This window comes from Sorangium sp. So ce1153 (genome assembly GCF_051521595.1).
Lineage (GTDB): Bacteria > Myxococcota_A > Polyangia > Polyangiales > Polyangiaceae > Sorangium.
This window is the reverse complement of the sequence record NZ_CP150361.1, coordinates 14,152,860-14,173,128: the sequence shown is the minus strand read 5'-3', so window position 1 is coordinate 14,173,128 and position 20,269 is coordinate 14,152,860. Positions and strand designations below refer to the sequence as shown.

At 72.5% G+C, this 20,269-nt stretch carries 17 protein-coding genes; 6 read left to right on the top strand and 11 right to left on the bottom strand.

Annotated features, from left to right (window positions below):
* Positions 1-213: 213 nt before the first annotated feature.
* The gene (locus WME85_RS51645; RefSeq protein ID WP_437833014.1) at positions 214-990 is read left to right on the top strand and encodes a phosphoenolpyruvate--protein phosphotransferase; all 777 of its coding nucleotides are present in this window, start codon (positions 214-216) and stop codon (positions 988-990) included.
* A 179-nt stretch (positions 991-1,169) separates the two neighbouring features.
* Here the strand turns inward: WME85_RS51645 and WME85_RS51640 are convergent, their stop codons facing one another.
* Positions 1,170-2,012: a Uma2 family endonuclease gene (locus tag WME85_RS51640; protein ID WP_437833013.1), complete on the bottom strand. Its 843-nt coding sequence runs from the start codon at positions 2,010-2,012 to the stop codon at positions 1,170-1,172.
* Positions 2,013-2,713: 701 nt separating this feature from the next.
* Here WME85_RS51640 and WME85_RS51635 point away from each other — a divergent pair.
* Both WME85_RS51635 and WME85_RS51630 read left to right on the top strand, forming a co-directional pair.
* Complete coding sequence (locus WME85_RS51635; RefSeq protein WP_437833011.1) at positions 2,714-4,552, top strand: hypothetical protein; 1,839 nt, start codon at positions 2,714-2,716, stop codon at positions 4,550-4,552.
* A 283-nt stretch (positions 4,553-4,835) separates the two neighbouring features.
* Positions 4,836-7,325, top strand: coding sequence for a beta-propeller domain-containing protein (locus WME85_RS51630; protein WP_437833010.1), 2,490 nt, complete (start codon positions 4,836-4,838; stop codon positions 7,323-7,325).
* Positions 7,326-7,401: 76 nt separating this feature from the next.
* Here the strand turns inward: WME85_RS51630 and WME85_RS51625 are convergent, their stop codons facing one another.
* Positions 7,402-8,139 carry a glutathione S-transferase family protein gene (locus WME85_RS51625; protein ID WP_437833009.1) on the bottom strand — a complete coding sequence of 246 codons (738 nt, stop codon included), beginning with the start codon at positions 8,137-8,139 and terminating at the stop codon, positions 7,402-7,404.
* 83 nt (positions 8,140-8,222) lie between these two features.
* Here WME85_RS51625 and WME85_RS51620 point away from each other — a divergent pair, with 83 nt between their 5' ends.
* On the top strand, positions 8,223-8,951 hold the full coding sequence (locus WME85_RS51620; RefSeq protein WP_437306485.1) for a helix-turn-helix transcriptional regulator: 729 nt from the start codon (positions 8,223-8,225) through the stop codon (positions 8,949-8,951).
* A gap of 160 nt (positions 8,952-9,111) precedes the next feature.
* Here the strand turns inward: WME85_RS51620 and WME85_RS51615 are convergent, their stop codons facing one another.
* From WME85_RS51615 to WME85_RS51605, 3 genes are all read right to left on the bottom strand, one after another.
* Positions 9,112-9,426 (bottom strand): hypothetical protein, encoded by a 315-nt coding sequence (locus tag WME85_RS51615; protein ID WP_437833008.1) that lies wholly within the window; start codon positions 9,424-9,426, stop codon positions 9,112-9,114.
* Positions 9,426-10,379 (bottom strand): lipase family alpha/beta hydrolase, encoded by a 954-nt coding sequence (locus tag WME85_RS51610; RefSeq protein ID WP_437833006.1) that lies wholly within the window; start codon positions 10,377-10,379, stop codon positions 9,426-9,428. Before WME85_RS51610 ends, WME85_RS51615 begins: the two co-directional genes overlap by 1 nt.
* 64 nt (positions 10,380-10,443) lie before the next feature.
* Complete coding sequence (locus tag WME85_RS51605) at positions 10,444-11,370, bottom strand: helix-turn-helix transcriptional regulator (protein ID WP_437833005.1); 927 nt, start codon at positions 11,368-11,370, stop codon at positions 10,444-10,446.
* Between the two features lie 135 nt (positions 11,371-11,505).
* Here WME85_RS51605 and WME85_RS51600 point away from each other — a divergent pair, with 135 nt between their 5' ends.
* Entirely contained in the window at positions 11,506-12,270 is a 765-nt protein-coding gene (locus WME85_RS51600) for an SDR family oxidoreductase (RefSeq protein WP_437833003.1), read from the top strand.
* A 100-nt stretch (positions 12,271-12,370) separates the two neighbouring features.
* Here WME85_RS51600 and WME85_RS51595 read toward each other — a convergent pair whose 3' ends face one another.
* From WME85_RS51595 to WME85_RS51580, 4 genes are all read right to left on the bottom strand, one after another.
* Positions 12,371-14,281, bottom strand: coding sequence for a DNRLRE domain-containing protein (locus WME85_RS51595; RefSeq protein WP_437833002.1), 1,911 nt, complete (start codon positions 14,279-14,281; stop codon positions 12,371-12,373).
* 188 nt (positions 14,282-14,469) lie between these two features.
* On the bottom strand, positions 14,470-15,048 hold the full coding sequence (locus WME85_RS51590) for a Uma2 family endonuclease (protein WP_437833001.1): 579 nt from the start codon (positions 15,046-15,048) through the stop codon (positions 14,470-14,472).
* An 80-nt stretch (positions 15,049-15,128) separates the two neighbouring features.
* Positions 15,129-15,398: a DUF2277 domain-containing protein gene (locus WME85_RS51585; RefSeq protein ID WP_437306478.1), complete on the bottom strand. Its 270-nt coding sequence runs from the start codon at positions 15,396-15,398 to the stop codon at positions 15,129-15,131.
* 252 nt (positions 15,399-15,650) lie between these two features.
* Entirely contained in the window at positions 15,651-16,439 is a 789-nt protein-coding gene (locus WME85_RS51580; protein ID WP_437832999.1) for a Uma2 family endonuclease, read from the bottom strand.
* A gap of 305 nt (positions 16,440-16,744) precedes the next feature.
* On the opposite strand from WME85_RS51580, the gene WME85_RS51575 reads away from it, so the two are divergent.
* Complete coding sequence (locus WME85_RS51575) at positions 16,745-17,527, top strand: HAD family hydrolase (protein WP_437832998.1); 783 nt, start codon at positions 16,745-16,747, stop codon at positions 17,525-17,527.
* A gap of 231 nt (positions 17,528-17,758) precedes the next feature.
* On the opposite strand, the gene WME85_RS51570 is transcribed toward WME85_RS51575, so the two are convergent.
* Complete coding sequence (locus WME85_RS51570; RefSeq protein ID WP_437842602.1) at positions 17,759-18,772, bottom strand: hypothetical protein; 1,014 nt, start codon at positions 18,770-18,772, stop codon at positions 17,759-17,761.
* Positions 18,773-19,197: 425 nt separating this feature from the next.
* On the bottom strand, positions 19,198-20,199 hold the full coding sequence (locus tag WME85_RS51565; RefSeq protein ID WP_437842599.1) for a hypothetical protein: 1,002 nt from the start codon (positions 20,197-20,199) through the stop codon (positions 19,198-19,200).
* Positions 20,200-20,269 lie beyond the last annotated feature (70 nt).

Here is a 20,269-nt window from a genome sequence, read left to right as displayed (position 1 = left end):
GGGGGGACGCGCCCCGACTTGCAGCGCCGCGTGGGGGGACGCGCCCCGACTTGCAGCGCCGCGTGGGGGGACGCGCCCCGACTTGCAGCGCCGCGTGGGGGGACGCGCCCCGACTCGCACCGCCGCGTGGGGGGACGCGCCTCGACTCGCAGCGCCGCGCCGAGTACCTGCTGGGCGCTTGTCGAGGCATAGGGACCGCGATACCCCGGCCCGATGGCCAAATCCGCATTTCTCGCCCGCCGGCTCACGCCGAGCGGGTGCATCATTGCAGGAACCAAGCTCGCCGCTCACCGGGAGGCGTTGAAGTCGAAGAAGATCAAGCTGTCTGCCAAGGTGGACGCGGCGGTCCACTCCGTCATCGCGGCCACCGAGGCCATCGAGGCGCTCGGAAGCACCGACGCCACGATGATCGAGATCGACCGCGGCACCGACCGGTGCATCGGCGCATTCAACAGCCTGCTCGATGGCATCGAGCGCGCGTTCGATCACGATGGCATCCTGCCGCTGGCCGAGGACGAGGCGGCACGCCGCAGCGATGCCCTGCTGGTGCGCTCCGAGGTGCTTTCATCGGGCATCGATTTCGTCCGGCTCGTCTACTCCCAGCAATGGGTGCGCATGAGCGCGATGATCAAGGCGCTCGATCGCAAGGACGTGAAGGCGGCGGTGGAGCGGCTCGGGCTCGCGACCGAGGCCAGTCGCCTCCGGCGCTGGACCGATCTGTACGGCCAGAAGCTCGGCGTCACCGAGGCGAAGAGCGCGGATCCCGCCATCAAGTCGGTGGAGGCGTGGCACGAGGCCTACGGCACGCTCATGGTCCAGGTCCACGCCGAATACGACGACGACAGGGACGAGACGCACGCGCTCCTCCGCGACCGGCTGCTCTCGCCATACGAGGACGCGGCCGATGAAGTGCGCCGCGCCGAGCAGCGCGCCCGCACCGCCAGCGCCAAGAGAAAGGCGCAGGCAGAGCCCGAGCCCGAGCCGAGCTGAACGCTCGCCGCGCCTGCGGGCCCCAAGCGCCATCGAAGCGCCATCGACATCCCGCCCCGCACCAAGCCTCGAGACAGGCGCTCACGAAATCGTCAGGATATGTCCTTTCGGCGAGCTCCACGCGCTGGAGAGCCCCGGCGGGAGGACCGCCGCCGAGGCCGTGATCGCCCACGCGCCGCTCATCGACGCGCGAGGCGGGCCTCCAGGTCGCGCACGCGCGCCTCCAGCTCGCGGACCCGCGCCTCGGCGGCGGCGCGGGCGCGCTGCTCCGCGACGCGGGCGCGCTGCTCCAGGGCGCGCGCCTCGCCCTCGGCGCGGAGCGCCTCCTCCTCGGCCGGCACGAGATCCGTCGCGCGGGAGGTCCGCGCGACGCGCAACGTGGGGTACGGGCCGTCCTTCAGCACGACGACGTGCGCGTCGAGCGCCTCGATCCGGAGGGGATCGGCGCCCGCGTGGACGCGCAGGTAGGTGCCGTCCGGGTCGCGGCGGTAGAGCTGGAGCGGCACGCGCTCCTCCGCGAGCGGCGCGCGCGCGGCGGCGGCCTCGGGGTCGAAGAGCAGGAGCTCGGGGCAGCCGAGCTGCCAGTACTTGGCCGGCGCCTCCTCGTAGGCCCGGCGCCAGTCGCCCGCGACGATCTCCAGCGCGAAGCGCGGCGGGCGATGGCCCGGCAGCCACGTCTGCCACTGCCGCGGGAGCGGCGGCAACGGGCGGTGATCGAGGACGTAGAGGTCGGGCAGGACACGCACGAGCGGCTCGGCCCGGACCCAGGCGAAGGGGTGATCGGCGCCGGCGTACCAGTCGGACCAGCCGCGCTCGCGCGCGAGCTGCGCCATCACCGAGAGCAGCAGGCGGACGACCCCGGCCCGCTCGGCCTTGCCAGGCCGCTCCGCGTCGTCGGGCAGGTACCAGCCGGACCAGTCGATCGCGGCGCTGGCCTCCTCCGGCGACAGGTCGCGGAGCACGAGCGCGCGGGGCGGCCGCCGGGCGTTGAGCAGGAACCCGAAGCGCTTCGGCGATACCACCCGGGCAAACTAGCACCCCGGCCCGGCCCGCGGGAGGCAGCGGCACCCGCGGCGCCTCCTTCGCGCCCCGCCCGGCGAGGTCCTCATCCGGGTCGCCGGAGGCCGGCGCGCGGGCGGCGCCGCGCTCGATGCCGCAGCGCGGCCCGCGCTCGCGCTCGATGCCGCAGCGCGGCCCGCGCTCGCGCTCGATGCCGCAGCGCGGCCCGCGCTCGCGCTCGACGCCGCAGCGCGGCCCGCGCTCGCGCTCGACATGAAAGGAGGAGAGACGACAGGCGTGCACCGGAAGGCACAGGCACCCTCGCGATGTCGCGCAGTCGCTCGCGCTCGCGCAGTCGCTCGCGCTCACCGCACGCCACACGGCGCGCGACGGCGTCAAGCGACATGCTCCTGCGCCGGGCTTGACAGGGGTAAAGGTCCATGTCCTCCTACCGGCTCAAGTCTTTCTTCCCGTTGCAAAAGGCAATAACGGCAGCAGCCCAGCGCGCGAGCCATCTCGCGCTCCGCTGCCGTGCATCTGGAGCCTGGCGCGACGGATCAGCAGTACCACGGTGACCACGCAACCATCGCGTCAGCCCGGTGCCGGGCACGTCGATCACGCGTCCGGATTGAACGTCTGCCGCCGCCTCGACATCGCTCTCCCGGGCGGCAGCGCCCGCGCGGGCCTGGGCGGACGGGCCCTGGACGCGCTTGGAGGAACCTGAATGAGAACCTTGCGACACGTGTTCGGGACCCTGTTCATCGGCTCTGCCTGCGCGGTCGCGTGCTCGGCGAGCCCGTCGGATCCGCCCGCCCAGGGCCAGGGGACGGGAGGCTCGGGCGGCATTCCCGACGACATCGGCGGCGGGACGGGCAATGTCTTCGACGTGGGCAGCGGCGGCCCGGTCGAGCCGCCCCCCTGCGAGGTGTGCGAGGACTTCCCCGCGGCCCCGGTGCTCGACGACAGCGGGACGCCGCCGCCGGCGAACGCGCCAGAGCTGTTCGGCGCCGCGGGCAGCGGCGCGCCGGGCGGCCCGTGCCTCGCCGAGCCCGAGATCGGGGCGCTCTTCCCGAACAACTGGCTAAGGCCGAGGTTCCGGTGGAGCGCGCCGCAGGGACAGGACCTGTTCGAGATCCGCGTGCACGCCGACCGGGAGAAGAACGACCTGGTCGTCTACACGACGAACCGAGAGTGGAAGATGCCCAAGGACATGTGGGAGAAGCTGGCCGCGCATGTCCGCGACGAGCCGATCACGATCACGATCCGCTCCGTGTCGACGAGCGCTCCGGGCGCGCCGCTGCTCGGCACCTCCGGGCCGATCACCATCGCGCCGGCCCCGGCCGGCGGCAGCATGGTGTACTGGGCGGCGATCGGCGAAGGGCCGGCGGACGCATGGCTGGCGGGGTTCGGCGTGGGCGAGGAGGGCGTCGTCGACGCGCTCAAGGTCGACCAGGTGCAGCAGGGCGGCCGGCGGGACGAGAACGGCAACGTGCGGGGCGACGGCCAGGTGCGGTGCATCGGGTGCCACACGTCGACGCCCGACGGCGAGGCCGTCATGTTCATGGATCACTGGCCGTGGGACCTCGCCATCGCCTCCGTGAAGGAAGACTCGGTGGGCGCGGTCCCCGCCTACGTGACGCCGGGCGGGTCGCAGGTGATGAACCAGGCGTGGCTCGGGCCGCCCAAGATGTCGCCCATGCACTTCTCCCCTGGCGACCGGATCTTCATCACCTCGTATGGCCGGAGCGGCGGCGGCGTCTGGGACGGCCAGTCGCACACGAGCATGCCGGACGCGCGCCTCGCCTGGTTCGACCTGGAGGCGGCCGAGCCGGCCTATCCCGAGACGACCAACGCGACGATGGCCAAGACCGCGATGGCGGCCGCCGAGGGCACCGCCTACGGGTTCATCGAGCGCCAGGGCGACACGCGCGGGGCGATGATGCCGGACTGGAGCAACAGCGGCGAGACCATCGTCTACGTGTCCACCGACGCTGGCAAGGACGGGCGGCTCGCCGCCGGGGCCGGCGACCTCTACACGGTGCCTTACAACGACAAGCAAGGCGGCGCGGCGACGCCCCTGCAGGGCGCCGCGGAGCCAGGCTTCAACGAGTACTATCCGGCCTTCTCGCCCGACGACCAGCTGATCGCCTTCAACCGGGCGCCGGGCCCGGGGGAGATGTACTATAACCCCGACTCCGACATCCACGTCGTGCCCGCGTCCGGCGGCGCGGCGACGCGGCTCGCGGCCAACGACCCGCCGGCCTGCCTCGGGGTCACGAGCCCCGGGATCCACAACAGCTGGCCCCAGTGGTCGCCCGAGGCCACGACGGTCGACGGCAAGACCTATTACTGGGTCATCTTCTCGTCGTCGCGCGACGGCTACAAGCTCCAGAAGGACCCGAACAAGAAGGCCTCGCAGCTCTACGTGACCGGCGTCGTCGTGGAGGGCACGACGGTGCACACGTACCCGGCCATCTACCTCTGGAACCAGGACGTGGGCACCAGCAACCACACCCCCGCGTGGGACGTGTTCAAGATCCCGCCCGCGCCCGTTCCCCTCTGAGCGCCGGCCCTACCCCCGGGCCTCACCGCCGGGAGGGCGCTGAGCCCCTCGGACGGGCTCGCTGCGAGGTGCGCTGTCCGAGATCAAGGAACGTCCACATCATCGCATGGCGGCGGTGGAAATAGCCAGTCGTACCATCCTCATGGCACACGTGTGCCAGCCGGACCTCGCCGGTACTCGGGATGTCGTGCTCGCCGCGGGGTGCAGGGCTGGCGCGCCGGCGAACCGCGGTTCACCGGGCGGGCGGGCTGCTGGCGCGGGGCTTGCCAACACCCGAGGCACCATGAGAACACACCGTGCCCATTCCTCCCTCTGGCTGCTCGCAGCAACAGGCCTCCTCGCCGCCGGGTGCGAGGCGGACTCCCCGCCCGTCCAATCTCACGCCGCGCCGCTCCACCGGGCCGAGTCCTGCGACGACCTCGCAGCGTCGCTGAAGCAGGACGCGCTCGAGAAGATGAACGCGCAGATCGACGCCATGATCGCGAGCTACTCCGCGTATGGCACCCCCCGCGGCGGCGGCGTCATCGGCGTCGACAACAACGCCGGCGGCGACCTCGGCACACCGTCCGGGGGCGACGCGGAGCCCACCGACGTGCCGTCCCCGACGCCGCCCCAGGCCGGGAGCGCGGAGGACGCGGCGGACAGCGGCGGCGATGCCCCGACCCACTCCGACACGAACACGCAGGTCGCCGGCGTCGATGAGGCGGATATCGTCAAGACCGACGGCAACAACCTCTATCTCCTGCACGACCAGAGCTTCTACACGCTGGCCGCGTGGCCGGCCTCGTCGCTCGCGGTGGGCAGCTCGCTCGCGATCGAGGGGCAGCCGTTCGAGATGTTCGTGGCGGACGACAAGGTCGTCGTCTACTCGTCCGTCGACGGGGCGCCGATCTACGAGCGCGCGGGGGTCACGCCGCGGCCGGGGTACTACGACTACTACTTCGTCGACGCCATCGCCGTGGGCGGCGGCGTCGCCCGGCCAGGCGGGGCCGTCGATGCGCCGGCTGGCGCCCCCAGCGGCGGAGGCTCCACGCCGTCGTCAGGGGACGCCGAGCCGCCGTCGGGCAGCGATTCGCCCGAGCCCGCGGACGATACGCCCGAGCCGCCGGCCGACGGCGACGAGGACTCGCCGCCGGCTGGCGGCGGGGCGGACGACCCCAGCGATCCGCCGCCCGACGCCGGCGAGAGCGACCCCGGCGCGCCGTCGCCCGATGCGACGCCGCCCGATGAGCCGTCGACCGACGCGGCGCCGCCGGCCGGCATCTACACTCGGCTCACCAAGATCACCGTCCTCAGCCTCGCGGGCGGCGCCCCCAACGTGGTCAAGGAGCTCTACTTCGAGGGGGGTTACGCCTCGGGGCGGCGCACCGGCGCGAACGTCCGCACGGTGCTGACCGGCGGCGCCCACGGCCCCGCGCTCGGCTACTGGCCCGAGGGCCTGGTCGATTACCCCGAGACCGCCGAGGCGTGGACCGCGGCGTTCGAGCAGCTCCGCGCCGAGAACACGGCGCTCATCGAGGCCGCTCCGCTGTCCACGTGGCTGCCGTACCGCTTCGAGAAGGTGGGGGAGGCGGTCACGGAGCTCGGCGCGAGCTGCCAGGACTTCTACGTCCCGGAGGCGGGCAAGACGTCGTACGGGCTGACGCAGATCGAGTCGATCGACCTCGCCGACCTCGACGCGGAGCCGGAGTCGACCTCGATCATCGGCGCGACCGACACCGTCTACTCGAGCCATGACGCCCTGTATGTCGCGGCGCGGGCCTGGCAGGGGTCGGTGGGAGCGCCCGGCGGGGCGCTCGTGAGCAGCGATGTCACGCACCTGCACAAGTTCGATCTGACCGCCGACCCGAGCCAGCCCAGGTACGTGGCGTCGGGCTCGGTGCCCGGCCACATCCTCAACCAGTTCTCGCTCGATGAGCACAATGGCAAGCTCCGCGTCGCCACGACCGCGATGGTGCCGGCGGAGCCCAGGTGGACGACCAGCAACCGCGTGTTCGTCCTCGAGGCGCAGGGAGCCGAGCTCGCGCAGGTCGGCGCCATCACCGACCTGGCCCCCGGCGAGCAGATCCGCTCCGCCCGGTTCTTCGGGGATCGCGGCTACGTGGTGACGTTCCTCCAGGTCGACCCGCTGTTCGTGCTCGACCTCTCCGACCCGGAGTCGCCCTCCGTCGCGGGAGAGCTCAAGATCCCCGGCTTCAGCGAGTACATGCACCCGCTCGACGACGGGCACCTGCTGGCGATCGGCAGGGATGGAGACGAGGACGGCAGGGTCACCGGCCTGGCGCTCCAGATCTTCGACGTCACGGACGCGTCGGCGCCCGCGCTCCTGCACAAGGAGACGCTCGACGGGGACTATGGATACTCCGAGGCCGAGTACAACCACAAGGCGTTCACGTACTACGGTGAGCGCGGCGTGCTCGCCTTCCCGCTCGTGAGCTTCGACGGCGAGACCGGCGCGGTCGCGAGCACGCTGGAGCTCTTCAACGTCGATGTCGCCGACGGCTTCAGCCGGCTCGGCGCCGTCGACCACAGCGGCTTCTTCACCGCGGAGCCGGGGTGCCTCTACTACGGCGGCGCCGAGGTGCGGCGCGGCGTGTTCGTCGAGGATTTCGTCTACTCGATCTCGAACGGCGGCGTGCTCGTGAACGCGCTCGACGACCTCGCGACGCCGGTCGCGTCGGTGGCCCTGCCCGCCCCGACCTCGTCGTGGTTCGAGTGCGGCGGCGACATCGCCGAGCCCGCGCCCGCGCCGGCCCCCGACGGCAAGGAGTAGCGCCGGCCGGCGGCGATCCTGCCGCGGCGCCCCGCGCTCCGCCCTCCATGGGCGCGGGCGCGGGGCGCCGGGGCGCTCAGGCCCCCGGCCGCGCCGCCGGGGGCACCTCCCACGGGTGCTCCGGGTAGAACTCCCGCATCAGCCGCGCCGTGTACGCGACGAGGTTGGAGAAGCCCTCGGCCCGGCGCCGCAGCGGCGAGTCGAAGAACGGCGTGAGGATGCCGGCCAGCACCGCGAACGCCGTCGCGTCGACCCCCGCCGGGCGGTCGCCGAAGAGGTACGGCTTGCCCCCGAGCAGCGTTGAGAGCGCGGCGAGCGAGCGCGCGCCGAGCGCGACGATCTCCTCGTCCGAGTGCCGCGCGATGCCGATGGCGCGGTAGTTGTCGCGGACGCGCGCGAGGAGCTCCTCGCGCAGCTTCGGGCGCAGCTCCTCGGGCGCGCCGTCGACGAAGCGCGCCGGGCCCTTCGCGAAGTTCTCCGGGATGAGCCAGCGCGCGTAGCCGCTGGCCGCGGCGAACTGGTTCTCGAGCATGCGCTCGATGGCCCACGCCTCGGCGCGCTGGCGCGCGTCCAGGCCCGCGTCGAGATCCTTGCCGTGCTTCTTCTCGAGGTGCTCGCGGATGAAGTGCGAGTCGGCGATGCGCTCGCCTTCCTCGTCGATGAAGGGGAGCTGCCCCTTCGGGGACTGGTCGGGCCGGCCGCGTTCCTTCCCGTAAGCCAGGCCCAGCAGCTTGAGCTGGACCTCGGTCTTGGTCACGTAGGGGCTGGCCTCCGGCAAGCCGAACATCGGGCCGAAGCAGTAGAGGGTGATCATGCGCGTTCTCCGGGCGTCTGGGTCCGTCGTGGACCGCGCTTGATGTAGCCCCGCCCTGCTGACAACCTGGTGTCAGCATCCCCGTGCGACGCGCCGATCGCCTGTTCCAGATCCTGCAGATCCTGCGCCGGCAGCGGGCGCCGATCACCGCGGCGGCGCTCGCCGAGGAGCTCGAGACGTCGAAGCGGACGGTGTACCGCGACATAGCGGACCTCCTGGCCCAGCGGGTCCCGATCCGCGGCGAGGCCGGCACGGGGTACGTGCTCGAGCGCGGCTTCGACATGCCGCCGCTGATGCTCACGCCCGACGAGATCGAGGTCGCGGTCCTCGGCGCGCAGTGGGTCGCCCACCGCGGCGACGTCGCCTTGCGGCGGGCGGCGCAGGACCTCATCGCGAAGATCGCCGCGACGGTCCCCGAGCGCCTGCGCCAGTTCGTGCTCGAGCCGGCGACGGGCGCGCCGCCCGCGCTGGACCAGGCCCCCGACGCGCTCGACATGGTCGAGGTGCGCGCGGCGATCCGCGCCGGGACGAAGATCGCGCTGCGCTACCGCGACGAGGCGGGCCGCGAGAGCGAGCGCGTCGTGTGGCCCGTCGTCGTGGGGTACCTCGAGGCGACGCGCGTCCTCATGGCGTGGTGCGAGCTCCGCCAGGACTTCCGCTCCTTCCGCACCGACCGCGTCGTCGCCGCCACGTTCCTGAAGGAGCGCTACGGCGAGCGGCCGAGCGCCCTCCGCGCGCGCTGGCGCAAGGCCCTGCCCAGGCGCCGCGAGCCGCCGGCGCGGGTCGGTCCGGCGTCGACCGGCGATCGCTAGAGCGACAAACGGGTTGAAACCACGAGAAAAACAGGAATTTCACAGGGAGGCGGGGAGGCGGGGAGCGAGAGACGGCAAGAGAAAGAACTTCATTTTTTCTTCCTCCCCGCCTCCCCGCCTCCCTGTGAAAAATTCTCCGGGTTTCAACGTAATCGGTGTTCTAGGCCGGCGGCGATTCGTCGCCCGCGCCGCCGTCCGGCGCGCCCGGCGGCCGTCTCTTCTGCTCCACGAGGTCGAGGACCACGTCGACCGTGCTCCCCACGGCGCGGTTGACGAGGCGGATCGCCTGGTGGACGCCGGACAGCGTCGCGTCGTGGATGAGCCGGACTCCCCTCACGGGCGCCCGGAGCGGGGGAATCTGCTCCAGCAGGTCGAAAGGCCGCTTCGCCGCGTGCTTCTGCAGGCGCTCCACGGCCCGCGAGCCGTGGTCGACCGCGTCCTCCACGAGGTTCTTCAGGCCGCGCCACCTCTCCATCACGCCGCCTCCTCGCACCATGCGCGTATCTGCGCGTAGACGTCCTCGTCGTGGGCGAGGCGCAGGTGGCCGAGCGCCGGCATGACCCGCACGTGCTCCTGCGGGAAAGGCGAGCACCTGTCCGCCGCGACCGCTCGGCCCGTGGCGCTCCTCAGCGAGACCATCGCGTCCCCGAACAGCAGGGAGAGCCATGGATCGGCGGTGAGCGCGCCGGCGATGAGGTGATGGCGGATGTGAGGGAGCAGGGGCACGGGGTGCCGGCGGTTCTGGAGCAGGACGCCCGCGTCGGCGCCCTCCCAGTCCTCGCGGCGGAGGTTGGCATACCCGAGGTCCCTGATCCCGCCGCTGCGGAGGTTGATGATCTCGGCGATGAGCTTCGTGTACGGGTTGTCGATGCGGGCGAGCGCCCAGGTGACGGCGTGGCCAAAGCGCTCCAGCGGCGCGCCGAGGTGCGGTGTGCCGAGGTAAAAAGCCCGCTTCACGAGGGGCAGCCACCTTCGCCCCTTGTCGCTCGCCGCGTGCGCGGCGCTGCGCGAGACGAGGCCGCCCATGCTGTGGCCGATGAGGACCAGCTCCTCCACCGGCGCAGGAGAGGCGCAGACGAGTTGCTCGAGGAGGGCGTCCAGGGCCTCGCCGTTCTCGGAGATGCGGAGGCCGCTGTTGTACCGCACGTAAAGCGGCGTGTACCCGAGGTCGCGCGCGAGGCGCGAGCCGTACGTCTCGCCGTCGGGCATCGTCCAGATGGCCTCGGTGCTCATCAATCCGTGCACGAGCACGACGACGCGGGACGTGGCGTGGGCCGAGACGGCCGCGGGAAACGCCCTGGACAGCGGCACGGGGCGCCCGTCGCGGACGAGCTGCATCGACGTCGCGAGGCCGTTGCTGGTCCGCTTCAGGTAGTCACCGAGGACCCCGTTGAGCACCCCGATCACCAGCTCCACGTTGCTCCCCATGGCGATGCTAGAGCCGCATCCTGCCACGGATCGGCGCCGGACGCGCGTCAGCGCTGGGCGAGCGTCAGCCCTGGGCGCGCTTCACCGCCGCCCCCGCGTCCGCCGCCGCCCCGCACAGCGCCGCGAGGCGGCGCTCGTCCTCGGGACCGCCCGCCGCGCGCGCCATGTAATAGACGAGCTGCTGCCGGCTCGACGTCGTCGACGCGAGCGTGTGCCACTCGAGCAGGAGCGGCGCCCCCCGGTCGGCGTCGCGGCCGCCCGCGCCCCCGCCCTCGACGCGGAAGGCCTTCGTGCCGCTCACCTTGGCGCGGACCTCGTGGCGCGCCCAGATCACCTGGAACGCCTCGCTCGTCTCGAGCAGATCGGCGATGAGCGCGTCGAACTCCGGATCTCCCACGTACGAGCTCGCGCTGAAGCGGAACGCGGCCACGACCTCCCGCTCGATCGTGCCGATGTCCGCGTAACGCGCGCGGTAGGCCGCGTGCCGGAACGTCAGCCAGAGCAGGTTGCGCTTCCGCGGGGGGACGTCGCCGAAGTCCACGAGGAGGCGGCAAGCCGCCTCGTTCCATGCGAGCACGTCGAACCGGGGGCTGAAGACGAACGCCGGGGCGCGCATCGCCTCGAGCGCGCGCGCCATCGCCGGCTCGGCCCTCTCCTTTTGCGCCGCGGAGCGCGCCGCGCCGCCCGCGGGCTCGGGGCGCGCCAGGTAGAAGAGGTGGCCTCGCTCGTCGTCGTCGAGCTTCAGCACGCGCGCGATCGCCTCGAGCGTCTCGCGCGACGGGTTCACGTCGCGCCCTTGCTCTAGCCGCGTGTACCAGTCGACGCTGAGCCCCGCGAGCTGCGCGATCTCCTCGCGCCGGAGGCCCGGCGTGCGCCGCCGCTTCCCCGCGAAGGCGACGCCCGCGGCCGGCGCCGCGCGCATCCGCCTGCCGCGAAGGAAATCCGCCAGCTCGCTCCGCCTGTCGCTCACGTTCGCGCGCGCCCCGGACATGCGCGCAAGATGCACCGCCCGCGCGCCCGTATCCAGGGATTGCGAATCCCAGGATCGACGCTCGTCTTCCTAACCCCGACGCGAAGCTCCAGAGTGCGGCCATCCCCGAACGGGGACCAACCAGGAGCAAGCACCATGTCCCAGAATCTCCCTCTCGCAGGTCGCATCGCCGTCGTCACCGGGGCCTCCAGCGGCATCGGTGAAGCCACCGCGCGCAAGCTCGCCGAGCAGGGCGCGGCCGTCGCGCTCCTCGCGCGCCGCAAGGACCGCCTGAAGGCGCTGGCCGAGGGCATCCGCGCCGCGGGCGGGCGCGCGCTGCCGCTCGCGGTCGACGCCAGAGACAGGACCGCCGTCGCCGACGCCGCGCGGACGATCGCCGCCGAGCTCGGGACCGTCGACCTCGTGGTCAACAACGCTGGCGTGATGTTGCCCTCCGGCGTCGAGGAGCACCGGGTCGCCGATTTCGAGCAGATGATCGACCTAAACGTCACCGGCGTGATGCGGGTCGTCGACGCTTTCGTCGATCCGCTCGTCGCGGCCGCGGGGAAGGGCGGCCCCTCGGACCTCATCAACATCTCGTCGATCGCCGCGCACGGGGTCTTCGCGACGTTCGCCGTCTACTGCGCCACCAAGGCGGCGGTCACGCACCTCTCGCGCAACCTGCGCGCCGAGCTCGGCCCGAAGCGCGTCCGCGTCTCGGTCGTCGAGCCCGGCTTCGTCGACACCGAGCTGCAGGGTCACATGACCGACGAGAAGGCCAAGGCGTGGATCGCCAGCGCCAAGCAGCAGATCACGTGGCTCACGGCGGACGACCTGGCGACCACGATCGCCTTCACGGCCGGCCTGCCGCGGCACGTCAACCTGTCACACGTCACCGTCATGCCAACCGAGCAAGTCTGAGCGGCGCGCGCAGCCCGGCGCACGCGCAGCCCCGCGCGCGCTGCCCGGCGCGCGCTGCCCGGCGCGCGGCGCAGGCCGGCGCGCGGCGCAGGCCGGCGCCTCACAACCCGAGCTTCGCGAGGAACGCGTCGCGGCCGCCCTGCTCCACGAGCGGCCCGCCGCCGAAGTCGACCGTGCCATCGAAATAGCCGGTGAGGACGACATCGCCGCCGGGGCCGAACGCGATGTCCGTGGGGGTCTGGCCCTGCTCGTCGCCGAACCTGTCGCTCGTCAGCGGCCGGCCGTCGGCGTCGAGCCTGGCCACGAAGATGTCCATATCCCCCGCGCTCTCGAGCGGCGCGCACACGACGTCGAGCGCGCCCTGGAAGGCGCCGCTGATCGCGACGTTGCCCGCGGCGTCGGCGGCGATCGCGGCGCCGTCTTGCCGGAGCGCGTCGCCGAAGCGGCGGCTCCAGACGTGGCCGCCCGACGGGTCGAGCTTCAGCACGAACACGTCGTTGTCGCCCGCGCTGTCGAGCGGCCCGCCGCCGAAATCGACGCTGCCGTGAAAGCTCCCTGTCAAGAGCACGTTGTCCCACGGATCCACCGCGACGGCGGCGGCGTCCTGGCTGTCGGGATCTCCATAGCTCCTGCTCCAGAGGTGATGGCCGTCCGGATCGAGCTTGGCGACGAAGGCCTCGGAGCTCCCGGCGGTCGGGAGCGGCCCGCCGCCGAGATCGAGCCCGGCGAGCCCGTCGTCGAGGAAGAACCCCGCGAGCACGATGTCCCCCGCGCTGTCCACCGCGAGGCCCTCGCCGCGATCGATGTTCACCGTGCCGAACCCCTCGCTCCAGAGGTGATTGCCGGAAGCGTCGAACTTCGACACGAAGACGTCTTCATCGAACAGGCCTCCGGCGCTGACGAGCGGCGACGAGCCGCCGGTGAAGTCGAGGACGCCCTCGAACGAGCCCGCGACGACGACGTTGCCGTCGGCGTCGGCGGCGATCCCGCGCGGGAATTGACGCTCATTGCCGGTCGCGCCGCGGCTCCAGAGGTGGTTGCCGTCGGGGTCGAGCTTCGCCACGAACGCGAGCAGGGAGGCGTCGGGGGGGATCGTGAGCGGTCCGCCGCCGAGGTCGATCGGGTCGCGGAAGCCGCCCGCGAGCAGGATGTTGCCCTCCCCGTCCACGGCCACGGCGGAGGCGAACGAATCGACGGAGCCGAAGCGGCGGCTCCAGAGGACGCTCCCCTCGGCGTCGAACTTCGCGACGAAGGCGCTCGCGGCGCCCGCGGGGGTGACCGGCCCGCCCCCGAAATCGACGGCGCCTGCGGCATAGCCCGCGAGGACGATGTCGCCCGCGCTGTCGACGGCCACCGAATACCCGATCTGCTCGCGCAGATCGCCGAACCGCCGGCTGAAGAGGTGCTCCGCGCCCGGGCACGACCGGTAGCAGACGCTGAGCGCGGGCCGGCGCCTCGCGAGCGGGGCCTCGCTGCTCCAGAGCCTCGCGGGCGCCGTGGAGCTCGGCTCGAGGAGCACGCCGTGGTTCGGGAGCGCGCCGTCCACCCACGCCTGCGCGAGCGACGTGACGTCGAGCGTGACCGGCCCCGTCCCGCACCGGCCGCCGTCGGAGGACGCGACCGGCGACGGGTCGAACGCGCCCGCGAAGCTCGCCCAGGTGACCGTGTCCTCGTCCCACGCCGACGTGATCCGGTGAACGTCCACGGCGTCTGCGCCGCGGCTCCCCGCCGGGTGCAGCGTGACCGCGGCAGACTCGATATCGACCCCCTCGGGGAGGGAGCTCAGGTCGAACCGGACCAGCGCTCGCTCCGCGCCGGGCCCGGGGGCGCCGAGGAGGTGCGGCGCGTCGCCGCGATTGCGATGCGGCTTGTGGCTGGTGATGGTGGCGTCAGCGACGTCGCCGAGGAGGCCGCGGCGGATCGTGACGCACGTCGGAGGCGACGCCTCTGCAGAGGCCGCCAGGAACGTCAGAAGGAGAGAGAGGGGCAGATGAGGAGCAGGTCGTCTCATGATGTCTCAGGTGCCGGATGGCGGCTGTCCGTTGCTACCTGCGGCGGTCGTCGATTGCCGCCGTCGGTCGCCGCCGGTCGCCGTCGGTTGTCTGTCGTCGCTCATCGCTCGTCGCTCGTCGCTCGTCGGTCGTCGGTAGCAACGGACAGGCCTCGAGCTCGGCTATCGGTCGCGGGGAGCTCACTCCTTCAGCCGGCGTCGAGCTCGAAGGCGCCCTCATAGATGGCGTCAACCGGGAGGGCGGCGCCATTCGACAGCAAGATCGCGCCCCCGGCCTCGAGCACGCGGTAACGCCAGGCGCCGTCGGCCTCGCGCCGGTAGTGCTCGATGCGCACCGACAGCTGCGAGACGAGCAGGTAGTCAGTCAGGGAGAGGATGCGCCGGTATGCGTCCCATCTCTCGCCGCGGTCGTACGCCTCGGTGCTCGGCGACAGGACCTCGACGACGACGCTGGGGTTCGCGAGCACGTCGCTGGTACCCGGCTCCAGCCGCACACCGCCGCACGCGACGACGGCATCCGCGTAGACGTAGCGCTCCCCCGGCTTCGCGGAGATGCGCTGGTCCGGCGACAGCACGTGGCACGGCTTGCCGCGCACGGCGGCGCGGAGCTCCGCCCCCAGGGCGTTCGAGAGGAAATTGTGCCGCGGGCTCCCGCCCGCCATCGCGAAGATCTCGCCGAGGTTGTACTCGTGCTTCGCGGGCTGCGCGCGCTCCCACTCGAGGTACTCGGCAGCGCCCATGCGCTGGCTGGTAGCGGCGTTGCCCATGGGTGCGAAGGTAATGTAACGGCAGGGCCACGGCCAGCCTTGGCGGCCCAGGCTGCGGCAGAGCACGCTGCGCGGGAGTGTCAGGGGCCGAAGCGGCGCACGTTGCGGAGGCGGGCCTTCTCGGCCTCGACTTCCTTGTTCTTGGGCGGCGCGGTGGTCTCCAGCGACTCGACGAGCCGGCGCGTGATGGCGGCGATGTCGTCGACGGCCTGCTCGAAGCAGGCGACGTTCTTGCCGCTCGGGCTGCGCGTCCCGCTCACCTTGCGCACGTACTGAAGCGCCGCCGCCCGGATCTCCTCCTCGGTGGCCGGCGGCTCGAAGTTGAACAGAGGGCGTATGTTCCGGCACATGCCCCGAGCGTACCGCTGAAGGCGGCGCGACGCCAAAACCGACGCCGGAACCGACGCCGATGTCCCGCCTCGCAGGCGGCGGAGAGCGTCATGCGTTTGCCGGGGCGTGCGCGCCGCTCGCGCGGAGCAGCCCGCCTTGACATGCCGGTCTTGCGGTCTTGCGCGAGCGGGCGAGATCGCCGGACAGCGAGGCTTCGCAGCGGCAGCCGTCCTTCCGTCTTCGGTGTCGCGCCGCGCTCGGCGCGGCGGGCGTCACCCCTGCTCGAGCTGCTCCAACTCGCGCACGCGCGCCTCGAGCTCGCGGACGCGCGCCTCGGCCGCCTCCCTGGCGCGCGCGTCGGTCGCCGCGACCTCCTCCTGGGTGGGCACGAGCTCGCCCTTGCCGCCGGGGCGCGCGAGGCGGAGCCGGGCCTCGGCACCGCCGCCCACGACGCAGAGCCAGCTGTCGAGGGCGGGGCTCCACGCGGGGCCGGCGCCCGCGTGCAGGCGCACGTACGCGCCGTCGGGGTCGCGCCGGTAGACCTGGAGCGGCACCCTGCCGGCGGGCGGTCGCTGCGCGGCGGCCTGCGGATCGAAGATCGCGAGCTCGGGACAGCCGAGCTGGCAGTACTTGAGGGGGATGTCCTCGTAGGCCTTTTGCCAGTCGCTCGTCACGATCTCGAGCGCGAACCGCGGCGGCCGGTGGCCGGGCAGCCATGTCTGCCATTGCTTGGGCAGCGGCGGCGCGGGCCGGTGGTCGAGGAGGTAGACGTCCGGCGAGACGCGGACGAGCGGCTCCTCGCGCACCCAGGCGAAGAACCGCTCCGAGCCGGCGTGGTGGTCGGTCCAGCCGCGCTCGCGCGCGAGCTGCGCGATCGAGGACAGGAGCAGACGGGAGATCTCGTCGTGCTCGCCCCACGCCCCGATGCCGTCCGTGTCGTCGAGGTACCAGTCCGACCAGTCGATCGTCGCGCGGAGCTCCTCGGGCTCCGGGTCGCGGACGACGAGCGCGCGGGGCAGGCGCGTCGCGCGGGGGTTGGGTCCGGTGCGGGCAGGCGGCACGAGCCGTGAAGGTAGCACCCGCGGCGCGGCGGCGGGAGGTGCTGGCCGGCGCGGCGTGAGGTGCTGGCGGGAGCCGCAGGCGGGCGCCGCAGGCGGGCGCCGCAGGCGGGAGCCGCAGGCGGGCGCCGCAGGCGGGAGCCGCAGGCGGGCGCCGCAGGCGGGCGCCGCAGGCGGGAGCCGCAGGCGGGCGCGTTCGAGCGCCGCCGCGCGCAACGAGGGCGGCGCAACGTATCGAACGCATCGACGCGGCGCTTCCGACTCCTCGAGGGGCTCCCGGTGCGGCCCGCCGGCGCCATGTCGGCGGCATGCGTTTCGAGGGGGTCCTGTTCGATGTCGACGGGGTGATGGTCGATTCGCCGCACGAGCGCGCCTGGCGCGAGGCGCTGGAGGCGCTGATGGCCACCGAGTGGCGCGCGATCGCGCCGCAGACGCGCTATGCGCCCGAGCGCTTCACGACGGCCGTCTACCAAGGCGAGGTCGCCGGCAAGCCGCGCGAGAGCGGCGCGCGCGCGGCGCTCGACTACTTCGGTGTGCTCGACGCCGCGGCGCGCGCCACGACCTACGCCGAGCGCAAGCAGGAGGTGCTGCTCCGGATGATCGAAGCAGGGGAGTTCGAGGTCTTCCCTGACGCGATGCGGCTGGTCCTCGGGCTCAAGGCGCGCAGCGTGCCGATCGCGACGGCGTCGTCGTCCCGGAACGCCAGCCGGCTCCTCCGCCGGATCCGCGCCGACACCTTCGCCGAGCAGGAGGGCATTCGCCGCCCGCCCATCGCGCCCGGCGCGACGCTGCTCGACCTGGTCGACGCCGACCTCTGCGGGGCCGAGGTGGCGCGCGGAAAGCCGGCGCCGGACCTGTTCCTGGCCGCGGCGCATGCGCTCGGTGTCCCGCCGGCGAGCTGCCTTGTCGTCGAGGACGCCCCCGCCGGGGTGCTGGCCGCCAAGGCGGGGAGGATGACCGCGCTCGGCGTGGCGCGGCTCGCCGATCGGGCGCTGCTGGTCGCGGCAGGGGCGGATCGCGTGGTGACGACGCTCGACGAGGTGGATCCGGATGCGCTGGTTGCAGGGCGGCTGGCACCGCGCGCGGCCTGAGCGATGACGCTCGCGCTCCTGCGGGTCAAGGAGCGGAGAGGTATCGCCGGCTCGCTCCGCCCACAGGCCCGCAATCATCCGCGCGGGCATGCGCAAAGCACGTGCGCACCTCGAATGCATCCTTGTGCTGGTCCGCACGGACTCGGGTGCCGCATGTCGCAGCCGCGTATTGTGCGGTCGTGCGGCCGTGCGGTCGCGCGTCCAGCGCCCCGTGCTCGCTCATGCGGAAGCTCACGTTCGGGACATCGGCTCCGCGAGCCAGCGAACCAGCGCCTCGCCCTCGAGATCGAGCAAGGCATCCTCGACCTCGCCCGGACCGAGCGCGCGGGCTCGCTCGACGATCGAGCGCTCCTCCTCGGCGGTCGGCCGTCGCCCGATCCGCCGCGCGAAGAGGCGGCCGAGCAGCTCCGCGATCGCCTTCTGCTCGCCGCGCTGCTCTCCCCGTAGCTCACCTCGTTGTTCGCCGCGCAGCTCTCCTCGTTGCTCGCCGCGCAGCTCTCCCCGCAGCTCTCCGCGCAGCTCCCCTCGTCGCTCGGCCTCGATGATCAGCTCCCCGATGATCGGCGTGCGCCGGAGCAGCCCCTCTTCCTTGTCCTCCACCATGATGATCAGCTCCTTCAGCAGATTATGCCCCCAGGGATCGATGGTCGCCATCACCAGGAGCGCCGTGTACAGCTCGGCCCGTTCCTGGGCCGTCGCCGCGCCTGCATGGATCTCCGCGGCGACCTCCCGCAACGCCGCCTCGGTCGCGTCCCGGGCGAGCGGGGCGAACACCAACCAGAGCACGCTGCCGCGCGCACGGAGTTCGCCGACCGTGCGCTGGTAGACGGCATCGACGCGGAAGTGCGTGCCGCTGAACGGCCGCCCCGGCCACGAGGTGCGGCGCTTCCCCGTCGCAGGTAAGCGCCGCCTGCGGCCGGAGAGAACGACGGCGACGCTCTCGATCGGCGGCACCGGCTCGCCGGGGGCTTCGAGGCGCAGCGCGGCGAAGAGGAAGCCGAGGTACTCGAAGACGCGATCTGGAACGTCCTCGCGGAGCGCGAAGCAGAACTCGACGTGCAGCACCCGCGGCTCGTTGCCAATCCGCAGGCGCAGGGCCTTGTCGAGGCGGCGCTCGATGTTCGTGACCTGGCTGTCGACCCAGCCGAGGATCTCGACGGGGTGCCCCTCTGGGACGAGGGCGCGCACCAGGTCCTCGGGGCGCCTCCGGGCGAGGTGGCGCAAGGTGATGTCGGCGTCTCCCATGCGCGGCCCAATGGCAGATCGCGTGCCATGGGATAAGGAAGCCGAAATCAAGGGGATGGGGCGTGGGGTATGGGCGCCGGCGGGTGGCGGCGCCATGGCGGGTGGCGGCCTCGCGAGCCGCGGGTGGCGGCGACGTACTGCACGTCGCGAAAGCGCGGGCTGGACAGGCGCAGGATGCTCCCGGAAGTGCGTGCTGCTGCGGGATGTGCAGGAGAGGAGGGAAGGCTCGACGAGCGTATGAGTCAACGGGCGGAGAGGTCTCGCCGGCTACTCTGCCAACGGCCCGCAATCACGCGCATGGGCATGCGCGAAGCACGGGCGCACATGGCATGTCTACTTGCTGTTCCGCACCGGACTCGAGAGCTGCATGTCGCAGCTGCGCATTGTGCGGTCGCGCGTCCAGCGCCCCGTGCTCTTGCGGGCGCTCACGATCGGGACATCGGCTCCGCGAGCCAGCGAACCAGCGCCTCGCCTTCGAGATCGAGCAAGGCATCCTCGACCTCGCCGGGACCGAGCGCGCGGGCTCGCTCGACGATCGAGCGCTCTTCCTCGGCGGTCGGCCGTCGCCCGATCCGCCGCGCGAAGAGGCGGCCGAGCAGCTCCGCGATCGCCTTCTGCTCGCCGCGCTGCTCTCCCCGTAGCTCACCTCGTTGTTCGCCGCGGAGTTCGCCGCGGAGTTCTCCTCGTTGCTCGCCGCGCAGCTCCCCTCGTCGCTCGGCCTCGATGATCAGCTCCCCGATGATCGGCGTGCGCCGGAGCAGCCCCTCTTCCTTGTCCTCCACCATGATGATCAGCTCCTTCAGCAGATTATGCCCCCAGGGATCGATGGTCGCCATCACCAGGAGCGCCGTGTACAGCTCGGCCCGTTCCTGGGCCGTCGCCGCGCCTGCATGGATCTCCGCGACGACCTCCCGCAACGCCGCCTCGGTCGCGTCCCGGGCGAGCGGGGCGAACACCAGCCAGAGCACGCTGCCGCGCGCACGGAGTTCGGAGACGGTGCGCTGGTAGACGGCATCGACGCGGAAGTGCGTGCCGCTGAACGGCCGCCCCGGCCACGCGGTGCGGCGCTTCCCCGTCGCAGGTAAGCGCCGCCTGCGGCCAGAGAGGACCACGGCGACGCTCTCGATCGGCGGCACAGGCTCGCCGGGGGCTTCGAGGCGCAGCGCGGCGAAGAGGAAGCCGAGATACTCGAAGACGCGATCTGGAACGTCCTCGCGGAGCGCGAAGCAGAACTCGACGTGCAGCACCCGCGGCTCGCTGCCAACCCGCAGCCGCAGGGCCTTGTCGAGGCGGCGCTCGATGTTCGTGACCTGGCTGTCGACCCAGCCGAGGATCTCGATGGGGCGGTCCTCTGGGACGAGGGCGCGCACCAGGTCCTCGGGGCGCCTCCGGGCGAGGTGGCGCAAGGTGATGTCGGCGTCTCCCATGCGCGGCCCAATGGCAGATCGCGTGCCATGGGATAAGGAAGCCGAAATCAAGGCAATGTGGCGCGCGGGA